The organism is Clostridium tertium (assembly GCF_902652255.1).
Classification (GTDB): domain Bacteria; phylum Bacillota; class Clostridia; order Clostridiales; family Clostridiaceae; genus Clostridium; species Clostridium tertium_A.
This window is the reverse complement of the sequence record NZ_CACRTO010000008.1, coordinates 54,654-74,129: the sequence shown is the minus strand read 5'-3', so window position 1 is coordinate 74,129 and position 19,476 is coordinate 54,654. Positions and strand designations below refer to the sequence as shown.

The window sequence follows — 19,476 nt, the reverse complement described above, 5'->3', positions numbered from 1 at the left end:
CTCCTTTATATTTTAAAGTTATTTTTTAAAATCTTCTTCAGTTAATCCTTCTTGTTTAAATAAAGTTTTAAGAACAGAAATATCTGTAGAAATATCTAAAGCTACATCTTCAAATAGATCATCCAATAGATTCTCAAAAGCATTATTTATAAGGTCAATACTCTTTTCAATTTCATTTTTAGCATTCTTAATATTTTCCCCTTGAACTAATTGATTATTTAGCTCCTTATAAGAATTAATTAATTTTATAGTAATAGGAAGATAATGATTTATAAATTTATTAACTTCATTTAACTTTTTAGGGTTTCTCTCAACATAATTAAGAATTTGACTTGCAACATTTTGTAATTTATCTAATTTCACAGCTACTTCTTCTTTATAAAGTCCATTCCTTATAATTTTTATCTGTTCAATATAATCTCTTCCAATTTCAATTATAGATTTAACTTCATCTTTTTCAGAATTACTTACATCACTCTTTAACTCTTCTTTATTTGATTTTTCTTTAGCAATTATCTGTCTCTTTAAATTTAAATAGTCCCCATAAACATCATCATTAATCATAAAGTAAGTTTTTTCATCATCAATATGACCTTCTATAAACATAGATAAATCAATCATTTTGTTTAAGTCTTTAACAACAAATGATTCTTTTTCTCTAATAAACTTTGCTAAGTCTTTAATTAAACAATAGCTATTGTCTTCCATAAACTTTACATACTTTTTAAAACGCTTTATTCTTTTTCTTAAATTTAATCCTCTTAAGAATAAACATAAACTTACTGTAAAAAGTAATAATAAAACACCCAAAGCAGTAAAAAAGCCACCAAAAAATGACATTAGTATTAGAAATACAGATGCCAATATACCAGAAACTATACTTCCCATTAATCCAAATACCATATATAGCATACCTGATACACTTCCAACTGGTCTTTTGCTAATATATTCTGATATATCATTTTTAGGCTTTTTGTTTAAAACTCCATATCCATTGCCTACTTTAATATTATATTCCTTAAGCTTTGATTTAAATTCATTTAAAGTGTCCTCAGTTTTACTGCTAATATCCTTTTTTAAATTAACAAAATCTATAGCATCAAATGCATTTTTTACTGTAGATACAATTTGATCTTCTAAATCAGAAAAATCCTTTTTATCCATTGCCCTGCCTCCAGACCATTTTACTTTTAATTTACATTAATTTATATTTATAAGATAATATGCCTTTATTAAATATTGTAGGTTTATTATATCTTATTATTTTATTAATTACAATTTCCCAAATTTATATAAGTATTTTTTTTACAATTATCCTATTAGTACTCCATAAAGCTTTATTAATTCACTTTATATTTTATTTTATCTATCCTTATGTATATAACTATATACTTTAATTATGCTTATATTATAAGCTATTCTGATCTCCATCTAACCTCCAATTCACAGCTTTCTACATATATAAAAAGTGTAGCCATATAGCTACACTTTTTATACTTAAATATTCTCTCTTTACTCTTCTATAAATAAAGGGACAAATTCAAACTTATTACAATCAACTAATCCTCTATTTGTTAATCTTAACTCTGGTAAACATGCTAATGATATAAGAGCCATTGTCATAAATGGAGAAACTATATTACATCCTATTTCCTCCCAAGCTCTTCCTAACTCTTCAACCTTCTCTGCCATTTCTTCTAAAGGTTTATCACTCATTAGTCCTGCTATTGGTAAAGGCACCAATCCTATAACCTTGCCATTTTTTACAGCTACCATTCCTCCACCACAATCTATAAGTGTATTTGCTGCTAATGCCATATCTTCATCATTAGTTCCAACAACTAATAGATTATGTGCATCATGAGCAACTGTCGATGCCATTGCTCCTTCTTTAATTCCAAAACCTTTAACAAATCCATATCCTACTGTTCCAGTTTCTTTATGTCTTTCAAATACAGCTGCCTTTAAAACATCTTTACTTGGATCACATTGAACTCTTCCATCTTTAACTTCTAATTCAATATGTCTTTCATATGTACCAACCCTTGCAGGTATTATTTCCATAACTCTTGTTGTTACTTTTTCCTTATCCGCTACATATATATTGAAAGAATCTTTAGTTATTATATTTTTTACATGCATTGAATTCATTGCATCTTCTGGATAATTATATTCATCTATTTCAACAGTTAAAACTCCATTTTCTGCTACTATATTTCCATCAATAATAACCTTTGTTACATTAATTCTATTTAAGTCTTCTATAAATACTATATCAGCACATTTACCTGGGGTTATTGAACCTAATTCATGATCCATTTGAAAGCATTGTGCACAATTTATAGTTACCATTTGTATTGCTGTTATTGGATCGATTCCCTCTTTTATAGCTCTTCTAATTATATGATCTAAATGTCCATCATTTAATAATGTATGAGGATGTGTATCATCTGATATTAATACTGCAAACCTACTATCAACATTATTTTCTGTTATAGATTTACTTACTTCTTTTAAATCATGCCAAGCTGAGCCTTCTCTAAACATTGCATACATTCCAAGTCTCATCTTCGCTAAAGCATCTTCAGCTCTTGTAGATTCATGGCAACATCTAACTCCAGATGCAATATATCCATTCAGTCCTTTTCCTGTTTCAGGTAATGAATAATGTCCTGTTACAATTTTATTAGCTTTTAATGTTTCTCCTACAACTCCATGGGCATGGTCTGTTGAAAATAATATTCCTGGAAAATTCATCATTTCTCCTAATCCAACCACACTATCCCATTTCATAGTCTCTGCTATATCCTCTGGACCAATTACAGCTCCTGTATCTTCAAATCCTGGAACTGCTGGAACACATGATGGAGTAGTTACCATATTCTTTAATGGAGTACCCTTTCCATCTTCAATCATATATTTAACACCATCTAGACCAAGTACATTACATATTTCATGAGGATCCATATAAATACCTACTGTTCCATGAGGTATTACTGAACGAGCATATTCACTAACGCTAAGCATAGATGATTCTACGTGAATGTGACCATCTAAAAATCCTGGTGCTATATATTGCCCTTTAGCATCAATTACCTTTGTATTTTCCTTTATACAATGCTTTGCATCGCCAACTAAAGCTATTCTTCCCATGCTAATTGCTACATCAGTATTTTCAATTATTTCTCTTGTGCATACATTTACTAGTCTAGCATTAGTAATTACAATATCAGCTCCTTGAAATCCTTGTGCTACTGCTGATAAAGTTTTGCTTACTTCCCATAATGGCTTAACATTAAATTTATTAAACATAATTACTCCCCCGTATCTTACCTTAAAGTTATATTATATTAATCCTATATCAGTTCTAAAATACTTATCTTTAAAGTTCACTTTTTCAATAGTTCTATAAGTATCTTCTCTAGCTTCTTCAACAGTCTTTCCAATTCCTACTACTGATAACACTCTACCACCATTAGTTTTTAGAATACCATCTTCAATCTTAGCTCCTGCAATAAATACTTTATCCTTAACTTCTTCTTCTATAGTTATTTCATATCCTTTTACAAAAGAACCTGGATATCCCTTTGACGCTAGTACTACATTTACACAAGCTCCAGAATTCCATTTAACTTCAGCTTTTTCCAATTCTTCATTTAGCGCTGCTTCTATCAGCTCAAGTAAATCACTTTCCATTAAATTAAGTACAGATTGTGTCTCTGGATCTCCCATTCTTACATTATATTCTAAAAGATAGGATCCTTTTTTAGTTATCATAAGTCCAAAGAATATTATTCCTTTAAAGTCGAATCCTTCTTCTTTAATTCCAAGTAAAGTGTTATTCATTATATTTTCTTTAAAATCTTTTAAAACTTCTTCAGTTACAAAAGGATTAGGTGCTAATACCCCCATACCACCTGTATTCGGTCCCTTGCCGCCATCAAAAATTTGTTTATGATCTTTTGCAGAGATAAATGGAATAATAGTTTTCCCGTCAGTTATAGATAAAATTGAAGCTTCAACTCCATCTAGAAACTCTTCTATTACTATTTTTTGTCCTGCTCCATTAAATATATCCTCTACCATAAAGGAATTAACTGCTCTAATAGCTTCTTCTTTGTTTTCACAAATAGCAACTCCTTTACCAGCAGCTAATCCATCAGCTTTTACCACTGTTGGATATGGACATCTATCTAAATATCCAATAGCTTCTTTAGCATTGTAAAAAACTTCATACTCAGCAGTTTTCACGCCATACTTTTTCATAAAGTCTTTAGAAAAGCTCTTACTTCCTTCAAGTCTTGCAGCATCTTCACTAGGTCCAAAAATTTTTAGACCTTTATTCTTAAATTTATCTACTATTCCCTTAGTTAGTGGATCTTCTGGACCAACTATTGTTAAATCAATCGAATTTTCAATAGCAAAGTTTAACAATTCATCTATATCTGTTATATTTATATTCTCACACTTAGCTTCAATGGCAGTTCCCCCATTGCCAGGAGCTACGAATATTTTCTCTACTCTATCATTCTTAGCTATTTTCCAAGCCAAAGCATGCTCTCTTCCACCAGACCCAATTAATAAAATTTTCATTTTACCCCTCCTGAGAAAATTAAAATTAAGAATGAAAAATGAAAAATGAAGGAAGTAAATCCTAAGGATTTACTCTAAATTAATTTAATTTTTATAACTCTGCTTGCCAGAGTTATTTCCTCAATTCTTCATTTTTCATTTTTTCATTATTCATTGCACTAATCTTTGATTAGTGTTTAAAGTGTCTTACTCCTGTAAATACCATTGCTATTCCATGTTCGTTACAAGCATCAATTGATTCTTGATCTCTCATAGAACCACCTGGTTGAATTATTGCTTTAATTCCATTTTTAGCACATGTGTCTACTACATCTCTAAATGGGAAGAATGCATCTGATGCTAAAATTGTTGCTCCTTTACCTCTTTCAAGAGCATCTTCTGTAGGCCAAATTCTATTAACTTGTCCTCCACCGATTCCTACAGCAACTCCATCTTTAATAGTTACTATAGCGTTAGATTTAACATATTTTACCACCTTCATACCAAAGATTAAATCTCTCATTTCTTCTTCAGTTGGTGCCTTTTCTGTAACAACTTTAATTTCATCAATTAATTTTTTATCTTCTTCTTGAACTAATATTCCACCATCAACTGTTACCATAAACTTCTTATCTTTAGGAGTATTATTACACTTAATTACTCTTAAATTCTTTTTAGTTCTTAATACTTCAAGAGCATCTTCATCATATTCTGGAGCTGCAACTACTTCCAAGAAAATCTTAACCATTTCTTCTGCTGTAGCTTTATCAATCTTTCTATTAATAGCAACTATTCCACCAAATATTGATGTTGGATCTGCATTATATGCCTTGGTATAAACTTCAAAAGGAGTTTCTCCAATGGCAACACCACATGGAGTATTATGCTTAAGTCCACAACAAGCTACTTCTTCAAATTCACAAGCTACCTTCCAAGCTATATCTAAATCCTTTATATTGTTATAAGATAATTCCTTACCATTTAAGACTTCAAAGCTATTCATAGCTCCATCAAATTCATTTGAACTATAGTAAGCTGCGCTTTGATGTGGATTTTCACCATATCTTAAACTTTGCTTCTTCTTATAAGAAATTGAAAGATACTCTGGATACTCTTCATCTTCAAGTAAAAAATTAGATATAGCTGCGTCATAAGCACTCATTAAATTAAATACTTTTCCAGCTAATTTCTTTCTAAGCGCTACTGAAACTTCACCTGTTTCAGATATTTCTTCCATAACTGCTTTATAATCATTTTTATCAGATATAACAACTACATCCTTAAAGTTTTTAGCAGCAGCTCTTAGCATAGTAGGTCCACCAATATCAATAAATTCAACTTTTTCATCGAAGCTTAAATCTTCTCTTACCTTTTGGAAAAATGGATATAAATTAACTATAACCATATCTATAGGTGTAATATTTCTTTCTTTTATAGTATTCATATGTTCTTCATTATCTCTTATAGCAAGGATCCCTGCATGGATAATCGGATGAAGAGTCTTAACTCTACCATCTAACATTTCCGGAAAATTAGTTACTTCATTTACTTCAATAACATTAACTCCATTTTCCTTTAAATGTTTATAAGTACCACCTGTAGATATAATTTCTACTCCTTTATCTTGTAGAAAGTTTGAAAATTCCAATATTCCTTCTTTATCAAAAACACTAACTAATGCTCTTTTAATCATTTTAAATAACACCCTTTCTTAATTAAGAATGAAGAATTAAAAATGAAGAATTATTGATGTAATTTCTTCCAAATTACTAAAAACAATTTTATTTATAAACTCCCATAGAGTTTTCATTAATTTTTCACTTCTAATTTTCAAATACTAATTTGTAATTCATAATACATAATTAAGGATAAAATGCCTACAGAATTTCTTTAATTTAATAACTCAGCTTATCTGAGTTATTAGCATAATTGTCAATTATCCATTATCTCTATTCTTGCTTTTCCATTTATAATTTCTACTTTACCCTTGCTTATTAAATCAATTGCTTTAGGTAATAGAATATGTTCTTTCTCAAGAACTCTTTTTTGAAGAATTTCTTTTGTATCTTCATAATAAACTGGAACTACCTCTTGAAGAAGTATAGCTCCCCTATCTACTTCTTCGTTTACAAAATGCACTGTGCATCCAGTATATTTAACTCCTGAGTTTATTACAGCTTCATGAACCTTTAATCCGTACATTCTAGGTCCACAAAAACTTGGAATAAGAGAAGGATGAATGTTAATAATTCTATCCTTAAACTCTTTGAGTATATCCCCTTCTAGTATTGATAAATATCCAGCAAGAACTATTAAATCAACCTTCCCCTTAGTTAATTCTAGTATCTTATCTGAAGTCTTATCTCCGTACTCTTTTTTAGATATTATAAAAGTTTTTATCCCCTTAAGGTTTGCTCTTTCAAGAGCATATATGCCATCTTTACTCCCTATAACCATTTCTATTTCACAATTTAATTTACCATTATCTATTGAATCAATAATAGATTGAAGATTAGTTCCTCCCCCTGAGACAAGTACTGCTACTTTAAACAACAACCTTCACCTCCAGATGTAACATAACCTATTTCATAAGCTTTCTCTCCCATTTCAATTAATGATTTTATAATAGGTTCAACATCTGCTTCATTTACACATAACACAAAGCCAATTCCCATATTAAAGGTATTATACATATGATCTCTATCTACACCTTTTTCAATGATTTTTTCAAATATTGCTGGTAATGGATAACTGTCTTTCTTTATAACAGCTGTAAAATTATCCCCATTAAACATTCTTGGAACATTTTCAACAAATCCACCACCAGTTACATGTGCCATTCCCTTAATTTCAAAGCTTTCAAGTAGTTTTAATATAGGCTTTACATATATCTTAGTTGGAGTAATTAATGTTTTCCAAGCTTCTTTTCCATCTACTTCTTCATTTAAATCTTCAAATAATTTTCTAACTAAAGAATATCCATTTGAATGTAACCCTGAAGATGCTATACCTATAAGCTTATCTCCATCTTTAATATTTCTACCATTAATGATTTTATCCTTATCTACTATACCAACTGCAAATCCAGCCATATCGTATTCACCATCTCTATAGAATCCCGGCATCTCAGCTGTTTCTCCACCTACTAATGCACAATCTCCTTGAACGCACCCTTCAGATACTCCCTTAACTAAATCAGCTGCTACTTCAGCTTCTAATTTACCACAAGCTATATAGTCAAGAAAAAATAATGGTTTTGCTCCATGACATAATATATCATTTACACACATAGCAACACAGTCAATTCCAACAGTATCATATTTCTTAGTTCTAAAAGCTATATCTAGCTTAGTTCCTACTCCATCTGTACCAGATACTAATACTGGCTTCTTGTACCCTTCTGGAAGTTCTACCATTCCTGCAAAGCTTCCTAACCCATTAAGTACATATTCACTCATGGTTCTACTTGCATATTCCTTAATAAGCTTTACTGATCTATATCCTTCTTCTATATTAACTCCAGCTTCTTTATAAGTTATCATTTAACACACTACCTTTCAGCTTTATTTTGCACCTTCTATAGGCGTTGATACTGGATAAATTCCATTAAAGCAACCAACACAATATCCACAGTCTTTCTTAAAGCAACTATACATACCTTCCATGCTTAAATAGCCTAAGCTGTCTGAACCTATTGCTTCTCTTATTTCTTCAATACTCTTTTTCGCACCAATTAATTCACTTCTATATGGAGTATCTATTCCAAAATAGCAAGGGAATTTAACTATTGGAGATGCTACTAAGAAATGTACTTCCTTAGCTCCAGCTCTTCTTAAAGATTCAACTAAGTGTCTTGAAGTAGTTCCTCTAACTATTGAATCATCTATTAAAATTACTCTCTTTCCATTTACATTAGCTTTTAAAGGATTAAGCTTAACAGCTACTGCCTTTTCTCTAATTTCTTGAGAAGGAGTTATAAACGTTCTACCTACATATCTATTTTTAACAAATCCCGTATCATAAGGTATTCCTGAAGCTTTTGAATACCCAATTGCAGATGGTATTCCTGAATCAGGAACAGCAACTACTAAATCAGCCTCTATCTTATGCTCTCTAAATAATTGCTCTCCAGCCTTAACCCTTGAATCATGAACATCTAATCCATCGATTGTTGAATCAGGTCTTGCAAAATAAATATACTCAAATGCACAAGTTTGGCATTGTGTGTTCTCTGAATATTTAAATGATTTAACTCCACTATCATCAATTACAATTATTTCACCCGGCTCAATATCTCTTACTAATTCTGCACCTATTGCATCTAGAGCACAACTTTCAGAAGATAATACGTAGCCTTCTTCCATTTTTCCTAAGCATAATGGTCTTATTCCATGAGGATCCCTAACACCTATTAATTTATCCTCAGTCAAAATAACCATAGCAAATGATCCTCTTACAGCTTGTATTGCATCAAATATTGCTCTTTCTATCCCTTTTTTTGATGCTCTTGCAATAAGATTTGCAATTACTTCTGAATCTATTGATGTATGGAATACATGTCCACCATCTTCTAATAATTCTCTTATAACTTCTGCATTAACTAAAGTACCATTATGAGCCATTGCAATTGAACCAAGCTTAGTTTTACTTAGTAATGGCTGAGCATTCTCAATTCTAGTATCTCCTGATGTAGAATACCTAACATGTCCAATAGCAGCATAACCCTTTAATTTTTCTAAACTTTCCTTTGAAAAAGCTTCTGTTATAAGTCCCATTCCTTTATGAATATCTATATTTTCTCCATTAGCAACAGCGATTCCTGCACTTTCTTGACCTCTATGCTGCAGAGCATATAACCCATAATAAGTCATTGAAGCAACATCCATTGGCTTATTAGCATAAACACCAAAAACGCCACATTCATCCTTAAATTTGTCATTGCTTGGATCTAAAATTAAATTCGAGCTCAAAAATAATACCCCCAGTTTCAATTAATTTAAAAATGAAAAGAGTTAAAAAATGAAAAAATTAGGGAAAATAATTCAATAACTGAACTATTTACTTTTTTATTATCTTTTGAAACTTTATGAAGCTTCACCCTAAATTCTTTCATTTTCATTATTTCATTTTTTCATTCTTTTATTACTTCTTTATTCTGTTTAAGATTTCTATATATGCATCTTTTACATTTCCCATATCTCTTCTGAATCTATCCTTATCTAGCTTTTCTCCTGTAGTTGCATCCCAGAATCTACAAGTATCTGGTGAAATTTCATCAGCTAATATAACTTCTCCATTGTATCTTCCAAATTCAAGTTTGAAATCAATTAATCTTATGTTTTGCTTTATAAAGAATTCTTTTAATAGATCATTTATTTTAGCAGTCATTGCATAAATCTTTTCTAACTCTTCAAATGTAGTAGCACCAATTCCTACTGCATGGAAATCATTTATTAATGGATCTCCTAGTTCATCATCTTTGTATGATAATTCAAAAACTGTTGTTTTTAATTCAAAACCTTCTTGTAATCCTAATCTCTTCGCCATTGATCCAGCTGCAACATTTCTTACGATTACTTCTAGAGGTACTATTTCAACCTTCTTACATAATTGTTCTCTTTCACTTAACTTTTCTATAAAGTGAGTTTTAATTCCATTTTCATTTAACATTTCAAATATCATTGAAGTAATTGCATTATTTAAAACACCTTTATCTTCTATTTGGCCCTTCTTTTCTCCGTTAAAAGCAGTAGCATCATCTTTGTAATAAACTATTACTTCGTCAGCTTTATCTGTAGCATATATTTTCTTTGCTTTTCCTTCATACATCATTTCTAATTTTTTCATTATAAATCCACTCCTTGTCCATTTTCTTCTATAAATTTAGTTTTCATATCTATTCTAAATTGATTTAACTTTTCTCTTAAAGCTGCATCCTTTATAGCAAGCATTTGAACTGCAAGCATTCCTGCATTGTAGCTATTATTAATTCCAACAGTTGCTACTGGGATAGATTTTGGCATTTGTACTATTGAGAATAATGCATCTAAGCCTTCAACAGCCCCCTTTATAGGAACTCCAATTACTGGCATAGTAGTTTGAGAAGCTATAACTCCTGGTAAATGAGCTGCAAGTCCAGCTCCAGCAATTACTACTTCACATCCATTATCTTCTGCTGCCTTTAACGTTTCGCTTAACTTCTCAGGAACTCTGTGAGCTGATAAAATATAAGCTTTAAACTCAACTCCAAACTCTCTTAAGCAGTTAGCTGCACCTTTCATAACATCAGTATCAGACTTACTTCCAAAAAATATTGCTACCTTCATATAAAAAACCTCCGCTTTTAATTAAAAATTAAGAATTAAAAATGAAAAATTATTGATGTAATTCCGTCGGAATTACTAAAAATTATTAATTTTCAAAACTCCTCTGGAGTTTTTTCCTCAATTCTTAATTCTTCATTATTCATTCTTCATTAAACTAACACCTCACCTACAAGGTGTTAGTTCATCTATGCCTAATCAACCATTTGAAGTCTTACTTGAAATATTCTACTCCTGATTTAAATATCTTTTGATCGAAATCACCAGGAATATTTCTATATAGGCTTTCTCCTCTTCTTTCTGAGTGGCCCATCTTTCCTAATACTCTTCCATCAGGACTTGTAATACCTTCAATTCCTAACATTGATCCATTTGGATTAAATGGCATGTCCATAGAAACTTCTCCGTTAAAGTCAACGTATTGAGTTGCTATTTGTCCATTTGCTGAAAGTTTATCTAATAGTTCTTTAGGTGCTACAAATCTTCCTTCACCATGAGATATTGCTACTGAATGAATATCTCCTACATTAACTTCATTAAACCAAGGAGATTTATTTGAAGTAATCTTAGTTCTAATAATAGAGCTCATATGTCTATTGATTTCATTGTAAGTTAATGTTGCCATATCATTTTCAATATCAACTATTTCACCATATGGAACTAATCCTAATTTAATTAAAGCTTGGAAGCCGTTACATATACCTAACATTAATCCATCTCTATTCTTAAGAAGATCCATTACAGCATCTTTTATTCTTTCGTTTCTAAATACTGTTGCTATAAACTTCCCTGATCCATCCGGTTCATCTCCAGCTGAAAATCCTCCTGGTAACATGATAATTTGGCTTTCTCTTATAGTCTTTTCCATCTTTAAGATAGATTCATTTAGAAGTTCTTTGTTCATATTATTTAAAACTAACTCGGAAACTTCTGCCCCTTCATTTCTAAAAGCTTTTGCACTATCATATTCACAGTTTGTTCCAGGGAAAACTGGAATAAATACTCTTGGTTTTGCAACCTTAATAGTTGGTGTTTTAACTTCATTAACTTTATATAATGGAGTATTCACTTTTTCATTTTTATCTTCTGTTTTTATCTTAAATACCTTTGTTAATTTCTCTTCTAATGTTTTTTCTAAAGATTCAATTTCAAAGTTAATATCATAATCTTCTAATATAATAGCCCCATTTTTAATAGTCTCGCCTATTGCCTTATAAGCGCAACCAGCTAGCTCCTTATCGACTTCTACATCTGATTTAACTTCTAGAACTAAACTTCCATAGTTAAGACCAAATAATTCTTCTTTAGTTACATTTTTAATATTTGCCCCAATTCTATTACCTAAAGCCATCTTTGTAACAGCCTCTGATAATCCACCAAATTTAATTGATGATGCGGAAATTACCTTTCCTTCATGTATAAGTTTGTGTAAAGCTTCTAAGTTATTTTTATATTCATCTACCTTTAAGGTCATATCTTCATTCTTTTCTGCTATAAGCATAATAAGTTTTGAGGAAACTTCCTTAAATTCTGGTGAAATAACTTTATTAGCTTTGCATACATCTACTGCAAAAGCTACTAATGATGGAGGTACATCAATATCCCCGAATGTTCCTGACATTGAATCTTTTCCTCCAATAGCTGGAATTCCTAAGTCCATTTGCGCTTGATACGCCCCAAGTAAAGCTGCAAATGGTTTGCCCCACTTAGTATCTTCCTTACCTAATCTCTCAAAATACTCTTGTAGAGTTAATCTCGCCTTTTTATAATTACCACCCATAGCTGAAAGCTTTGTTATCGCTTCAATAACTGAATAATATGCCATATGATACGGACTCCAAACTCCCATTTCAGGATTGAATCCAAATGTCATTAATGTAGCATCTTTACTTTCTCCATTTAGTACTGGTATCTTAGCTGCCATACCTTCTACTGGTGTCTTTTGATACTTACCACCAAATGGCATAAGTACAGTTCCAGCTCCTATAGTAGCATCAAATCTTTCTACTAACCCTTGTTGTGACGCTACATTTAATTTCTTAAGATTATTAATCCATTCTTCTTTAACATTTAAATCTTTATTAATTTTAAATGGATATTTTTCTGGATTTAAAACCTTAACCTTAGTAGTTTGTCTTGCCCCATTTGTATCTAAGAATTCTCTCTTAATATCTACTATTGTATTTCCTCTCCAGAACATCTTAAGTCTTTCAGTTTCAGTAACAACTGCTACCTTAACAGCTTCTAAATTTTCTTCCTTAGATAAAGCAATGAATTTTTCTTCATCTTCTTTATTTACTACAACTGCCATTCTTTCTTGTGATTCTGAAATTGCTATTTCTGTTCCATCTAGCCCTTCGTATTTCTTTGGAACCTTATCTAAATCTATATCTAATCCTCTTGTTAATTCCCCTATTGCAACAGATACTCCACCTGCACCAAAGTCATTACATCTCTTAATCATAGTTGCAACTTCTTTGTTTCTAAATAATCTTTGAATCTTTCTTTCTGTTGGTGGGTTACCCTTTTGCACCTCTGCTCCACATTCATTGATTGAATCTTCTGTATGTTCTTTAGATGAACCAGTTGCTCCCCCTAAACCATCTCTACCAGTTCTTCCACCTAAAAGAATTACAACATCACCATTTTTAGGTTCTTCCCTAACTACATTTTCTTTAGGTGCTGCTGCTATTACTGCCCCAACTTCCATTCTTTTAGCTACATAATTAGGATGGTATATTTCTGCAACTTGTCCAGTAGCAAGTCCTATTTGATTACCATAAGAACTATATCCATGTGCTGCCCCTAATGTTATAGTTCTTTGAGGAAGTTTACCCTTTAATGTTTCCTCAACTTTAACTGTTGGATCTGCAGAACCTGTTACCCTCATAGCTTGATATACATATGTTCTACCTGATAGTGGATCTCTTATCGCACCTCCAAGACATGTAGCTGCTCCACCAAAAGGTTCTATTTCCGTTGGATGGTTATGAGTTTCATTTTTAAACATCACAAGATATTCAACCATTCCATTATTAGTTTCAATATCAACTTTTATAGAACAAGCATTAATTTCATCGGAAACATCTAAGTCTTCTAATAAACCTCTTTTTCTCATTTCCTTCATTGTAATTACTGCTATATCCATTAAAGTCTCATCTCTATCTGTTTCCCCATAAACAAAATCTCTAGATTTAAGATATGCATTGTAAGATTTAATTAAAGGTTTTGTATATAAACCTTCTTCAATATCTACGCCTTCAATAGCTGTAGAAAATGTAGTGTGTCTACAGTGATCTGACCAATATGTGTCTATAACTTTAATCTCTGTTATACTAGGATCTCTCTTTTCCCCATTAAAGTAATCTCTAATCATTTTTATATCTTCGAAACTCATAGCAAGCCCCATTTCACTATGTAGTTCTTTTAATTCGTCATCATTTTTATTAATAAATCCATTTAATATTTTTACATCCTTTGGCTCTGGAAGTTTTGAAGATAATTCTAAGTTATCAATTTCAACTTCCCTTGAATCAACTTGATTTATATAGTAGTTTTTAATTTTCAGAACTTCATCTTTAGATAAATTCCCCTTTAAAACTATTATCTTTGTCCATTTAACTTCTATTTTTTCTTCTGAAGTTAAAATTTGAAAACATTCTGAAGCTGAATCTGCTCTTTGATCATATTGTCCCGGTAGAAATTCAACTGCAAAAGCTGTTTCTCCATCTTTTAGTTCAAAATTATTTTCATATAAATTATCTACTGTTCTTTCTGAGAATATTGTATAAAGTGCTTTCTTATAATCTTCTTCTTTAATCTCCCCTAAGGTATATTTATTAACTAACCTTACTGCTTCTAAAGAATTAATGCCTAAGTTACTTTTAAAATCTTCAAGTAAGCTTTTACCTTCAACGTCATAGCCTTTTTTCTTTTCTACAAAAATACATCTCACTTTCAACCTTCATACCTCCAAAGCTAAGTAGTTTTAATATAAACGAACATTTTTCTTAAATTAATATTTATATTTCGTAATTACAATTTAAGGTTATCATTCCAAGATATAAATGTCAACTTTATCTTTGTATTTTTATTGTATAATTCGTCTTAATACGGATATTTACCAAATTTTCTTTTATTTATTTTCGTAATTCATTAATTTTAATAAGCACCTATAGCTATAACACCTTTATTATCTCTGTAGCAGATGTATTTAATACATCTGAATAACTTATTTTTACTATAATAAAAAAGGAGCTTTGCACTAAATAATTAGTGCAAAGCTCCTTTTTATAAACTAAAGAAATTAGAATGAATTACAGTATTCATCCCCAAGATTTTCTAAATACAAAAAAGAGGCCTAAAGCCTCTTTATTACTATCTTCTATTATTTTGAGCTTTTCTTGCTCTTCTGCAATCAGCACATCTTACTGGTTCGTTATCGAATCCTTTTTCTTTGTAGAATTCTTGTTCTCCAACTGTGAATACGAATTCGTTTCCGCAATCTTTACATATTATTTTCTTATCTTCCATTTTTAACCCTCCATTTTAAAGACTATAGTAATACTAATCTCTATAACGGAGAATATCATTATCTATCAGATCTTTAAAGTATAATTTTTTTAGTCCTAATGACTACTTTCTTATAATAACATAATTTATTCTAAAAAGCTAGTGAAATTATAAAATAAATTATGAATAAATTCACCGGCAGCATAAACCACCGGCAAAGAAACCTACGTAACCCTTTCGGGTCATTCTTATTATTAGCATTATTATGAAAACATATACTTAAAATATGAACAAAATACAAATATATCTTAATTTCCATACAAAATATACTAATTAGAAATATTATCTCTACTATTTATTAACTTATCTAGAAGTTCTTTTGAGTTACCACTTCTAGAGTTCATTTCCATCTCTATTTCTTCTACGATTATTCTGAATTCATCTATAAATATACCTGTACTATCATTATTATAGTCCTCATTATCAAACCTAGTATCCTCAATACTTAATTTTATCATATCAATAGCTTCTTCCAACTCACTTCTATAATTTATATCTTCTTCTCTATCCTTTTCTCTACGTGTTCCTCTATATGGCAAAGATATATTTTCTTCCTTTATATTGTAAATTATTAAGTTATAATCATCCGGTTTACCAAGTAGGTAGTATTTTAGGTTTCCATTCTTATAAAAGTTAGCCATTGAATTTGAGTGTTGACTAAAATACACTTTCGAAGTGTCAATTATATCTGTAATAGCTTGAGAATGAAATGGAATATTATTAGGCCTTGAGTATTGAATAATATCACCTGCATAAATACTTCTACTTATTTCATCGAAGCTATTAATAGCATCCTTAACTGTATATTCTCTATACTTATAAACTCTCTTATGCACTTTACCAAAGTGTAAGTTGAAAGGCTTAGCCCCTGTCCAGGTAGAACTTCTATTTGGTATGTTCTGTGAGTAATAAAACCAAGAGCTTATTTCCGTAGCGTTTTTCTTACTTCCCCAAAACTCCATCCCACCTGCTCTTAATACTTGAGAAACGAAATTAGTACAATCTCCCCCCTCATTAATGTAATTATAGTAAATGGGATTAGAACTTTCTGCCCATTTTAGAGCATATTCTCTTGCAGCTTCCCTATTATAATTATTATTCTTTAGCTCTGCTAATACTACTTTTGAATTTATATTTATTAGAAATAATTCTAAAAGTAATATACTAATAATAAAAAACTCTTTTCTTTTTTTAATATTCATCATATTTTATTTCTCCATATTATTATCTTTATAATATATCTTTTGAAATAAAACTTATTTTATTACAAATAATTTATTTAATTAAAACTATTAAAATCAAGCTTATGAATATAGATGCTGCAATTAATATTCTTGTAAACCTTATATCTTTATTTAAATCTTGAGGTGCAATTTTAAATTCACCTTGTACTATTCTTTTAGAAACTTTGCTTCCTATTATAATTTCAGAAATTAAATAACCAATAGTCGGAGCAGAAAGGCACACCATAGTGATAATAAAATTATTTTGTGTAATCCCAGATATAGAAAGAAAAATTATAATTAATAATACTATATATTCCATTGATATTAAATATTTAATATTTCTATAAATTCTTTCCCAACTTTCATCTGCAAAAGTTGCAGTTTTATAAAAGTTAAAACTCTTCTTTTCATTATACACATTGCTTAATCCACGTTTATCTAAGATTTCCTTTAACTTATACATAAAATCTCCAACATTCTCAAGTACTACTGTTAATCTAATTTTTCCATCAGTATATTTAATTTCCATCCATCCCCCAGTATATCTTATAGATGGATATCTAATAGAAGTAATATCTTCATATGGTATGACTATTTTTTTCTTTTTATTATTATAAATTATAGCTTCTTCCTCTAAGGTAACATTAATATATTTAAACCTCTTTAAAAGCAAAAAATATAATAATGTAAATTCAAGAAATATAATAATAAACATAACTAATATTACTTTTCCTACAAGTGAAAAGTCTATATCTTTTAATTCACTTCCATCTGAAAATACCGCGCCTAATATACCTATTAACACAAAGCAAAAAAATACTCCTATTGCCACACAATAATTTAAAAACGAACCTCTTAAATGTTTTCTGTACACATACATCCCCTTAATCCCTCCACTTATATATAATAAATCCCAAATCCCTATATTTATCGCACTAACCCCTGATTTATAAATTTTCTATTTTATTATATTTAAACTTAGATCTTCTTTACTTAACATAGACACCTTCATTATCACACCCCAATATTTTAACTTCTTAACGTATAGAATTTAATACAATTATCCAATATTGCTAATTACATTGTATATATGATGTAATTTTTATTGTTTTTGTTATATTTTACCATGTATTATTTAACTTTAATATCTCTATGGATTCACTTTATTTAATAATTTAACTATTAAAACAAAAAAAGCATTGCAAATTCTCATGCAATGCTTTTTTGTACTATGCTATTACTTATTCTTTACTTCCTTTAAGCATTTCGCCAATAGCAGCTATACTTCCAAGAGAAGATAATGTTTCATTTGGTAATATAAGCTTATTAGCAGGATTATTAGCCATTTCTTTAAGAGCTTCAACTTGCTTTAATGCTATAACAGTTTCATTAGTTCCTGATTCTATAATAGCTTGGTTTACTTTTCTAATAGCTTCAGCTTCTGCAATAGCTATTTCTTCTATAGCCTTAGCCTTACCTTCAGCTTCAAGTAATTGAGATTCTTTTAAACCTTCAGCTCTTCTTATATTAGCTTCCTTTTCAGCTTCTGCTGCAAGTATTTTACCTCTCTTTTCCCCTTCGGCCTTTTCTATTTGAGATTGTCTTTGACCTTCTGCTTCAAGAATCATAGCTCTCTTATTTCTTTCTGCTTTCATTTGTTTTTCCATAGCTTCTTGAATTTCTGTTGGAGGTATAATATTCTTAATTTCGACTGAAAGAATTTTAATACCATATGCATCTGTAACTTCATCTATTATACTTAAAAGATCTTGATTAATCTTATCTCTACCTGATAAAATTTCATCTAATGTCATATTACCTAATATATTTCTCATGTTAGTTGTTGCTGAATAAACAATCCCTGATCTATAATCTTCTATATTATAAACAGCATCTTTTGCATTAAGTAGTTTATAGAAAATAACATTATCAACAGATATCTTAACATTATCCTTTGTAATAACTGATTGTGGAGGTACATCTAAGATTTGTTGCTTAGTAGATACTTTCTTTCTTACAAAGTCCACAAACGGAATCATAAAATGCCATCCTGGTTCTAATGTCTTGTGATATTGTCCAAATCTTTCTACTACATATAAGTATCCTGTGTTAACAATCTTAATTGATGATAAAATAGTAATTAATAAAAATAAAATTACTACTCCTGCAATTACTAATCCTATAATTCTATCCATTTATTATTCCTCCTCTTTTTTAATGGTTAATTTTATTCCTTCTATACCAATAATCTTAAAATGTTCACCTTTTTTAATTTCTTCCCCATTGTTTAAAACAGTCCAGTAAATTCCATCCACCTTTACCTTTGCTCTGTCTTTAATATCTTCTTCTGCTTCCATAACCCTTCCTATATAGGTTTCCTCCATTAATGGTGTTCTATTAACAACCTTTTTAAACTTTTTCTTAGCCCAAGGATAACCTATTAAAATAGTTATTAAGTTTACAACTAGGAAAATTATTACTTGAATACTAAAGGATAATCCAACTAATTCAGCTATCATAGCTGCAAGAGCACCAACCGCAAACCAAACAAATAAAAAATTACTAGTAATTATATCGATTGCAATTACTACAGCTGCTATTATTATCCAAAATATTACTGCACTCATTATTTCCCCCTCCTTTTTATTATATTATATCACTATTTTAAAATTATTGTATTTCCTAAGTGATGATTTTATTATAATATACTTTTTAACCTTTTACAATATTATTTTTACCTTTTAATAAGTTTTTTTATACCTCTTAATTGCATTATTATTGAT

At 30.0% G+C, this 19,476-nt stretch carries 15 protein-coding genes; all 15 read right to left on the bottom strand.

All coding sequences use genetic code 11. The annotated features are described in order from the left end of the window. Positions 1-18 precede the first annotated feature (18 nt). Positions 19-1,164, bottom strand: a complete 1,146-nt coding sequence (locus tag GPX08_RS03030) for a 5-bromo-4-chloroindolyl phosphate hydrolysis protein (protein ID WP_156625285.1) — start codon at positions 1,162-1,164, stop codon at positions 19-21. Positions 1,165-1,512: 348 nt separating this feature from the next. Then, entirely contained in the window at positions 1,513-3,312 is a 1,800-nt protein-coding gene (gene ade, locus GPX08_RS03025) for an adenine deaminase (RefSeq protein WP_156625283.1), read from the bottom strand. A 33-nt stretch (positions 3,313-3,345) separates the two neighbouring features. After that, positions 3,346-4,593, bottom strand: coding sequence for a phosphoribosylamine--glycine ligase (purD, locus tag GPX08_RS03020; protein ID WP_156625282.1), 1,248 nt, complete (start codon positions 4,591-4,593; stop codon positions 3,346-3,348). Between the two features lie 169 nt (positions 4,594-4,762). Beyond that, positions 4,763-6,265 carry a bifunctional phosphoribosylaminoimidazolecarboxamide formyltransferase/IMP cyclohydrolase gene (purH, locus tag GPX08_RS03015; protein WP_156625280.1) on the bottom strand — a complete coding sequence of 501 codons (1,503 nt, stop codon included), beginning with the start codon at positions 6,263-6,265 and terminating at the stop codon, positions 4,763-4,765. Between the two features lie 239 nt (positions 6,266-6,504). Continuing rightward, a complete protein-coding gene (locus GPX08_RS03010) occupies positions 6,505-7,125 on the bottom strand; it encodes a phosphoribosylglycinamide formyltransferase (protein ID WP_156625278.1) in 621 nt (206 codons plus the stop codon). Further along, positions 7,113-8,114 (bottom strand): phosphoribosylformylglycinamidine cyclo-ligase, encoded by a 1,002-nt coding sequence (locus tag GPX08_RS03005; RefSeq protein ID WP_156625276.1) that lies wholly within the window; start codon positions 8,112-8,114, stop codon positions 7,113-7,115. The genes GPX08_RS03010 and GPX08_RS03005 overlap by 13 nt, the downstream gene beginning before the upstream one ends. A gap of 21 nt (positions 8,115-8,135) precedes the next feature. Then, positions 8,136-9,542, bottom strand: coding sequence for an amidophosphoribosyltransferase (locus GPX08_RS03000; RefSeq protein WP_156625274.1), 1,407 nt, complete (start codon positions 9,540-9,542; stop codon positions 8,136-8,138). A 172-nt stretch (positions 9,543-9,714) separates the two neighbouring features. Next, positions 9,715-10,419 carry a phosphoribosylaminoimidazolesuccinocarboxamide synthase gene (locus GPX08_RS02995; protein ID WP_156625271.1) on the bottom strand — a complete coding sequence of 235 codons (705 nt, stop codon included), beginning with the start codon at positions 10,417-10,419 and terminating at the stop codon, positions 9,715-9,717. Further along, the gene (gene purE, locus GPX08_RS02990) at positions 10,419-10,898 is read right to left on the bottom strand and encodes a 5-(carboxyamino)imidazole ribonucleotide mutase (RefSeq protein ID WP_156625270.1); all 480 of its coding nucleotides are present in this window, start codon (positions 10,896-10,898) and stop codon (positions 10,419-10,421) included. The genes GPX08_RS02995 and purE overlap by 1 nt, the downstream gene beginning before the upstream one ends. Before the next feature lie 211 nt (positions 10,899-11,109). Further along, positions 11,110-14,856: a phosphoribosylformylglycinamidine synthase gene (locus GPX08_RS02985; RefSeq protein ID WP_156625267.1), complete on the bottom strand. Its 3,747-nt coding sequence runs from the start codon at positions 14,854-14,856 to the stop codon at positions 11,110-11,112. A 416-nt stretch (positions 14,857-15,272) separates the two neighbouring features. Further along, the gene (locus GPX08_RS02980) at positions 15,273-15,428 is read right to left on the bottom strand and encodes a cytochrome C551 (protein WP_156625266.1); all 156 of its coding nucleotides are present in this window, start codon (positions 15,426-15,428) and stop codon (positions 15,273-15,275) included. 308 nt (positions 15,429-15,736) lie between these two features. Then, positions 15,737-16,672, bottom strand: a complete 936-nt coding sequence (locus tag GPX08_RS02975; protein ID WP_156625264.1) for a hypothetical protein — start codon at positions 16,670-16,672, stop codon at positions 15,737-15,739. Positions 16,673-16,742: 70 nt separating this feature from the next. Further along, a complete protein-coding gene (locus tag GPX08_RS02970) occupies positions 16,743-17,567 on the bottom strand; it encodes a hypothetical protein (RefSeq protein ID WP_156625262.1) in 825 nt (274 codons plus the stop codon). A 367-nt stretch (positions 17,568-17,934) separates the two neighbouring features. Continuing rightward, entirely contained in the window at positions 17,935-18,888 is a 954-nt protein-coding gene (locus tag GPX08_RS02965; RefSeq protein WP_156625260.1) for an SPFH/Band 7/PHB domain protein, read from the bottom strand. Positions 18,889-18,891: 3 nt separating this feature from the next. Further along, complete coding sequence (locus GPX08_RS02960) at positions 18,892-19,320, bottom strand: NfeD family protein (protein ID WP_156625258.1); 429 nt, start codon at positions 19,318-19,320, stop codon at positions 18,892-18,894. Between the last annotated feature and the right edge of the window lie 156 nt (positions 19,321-19,476).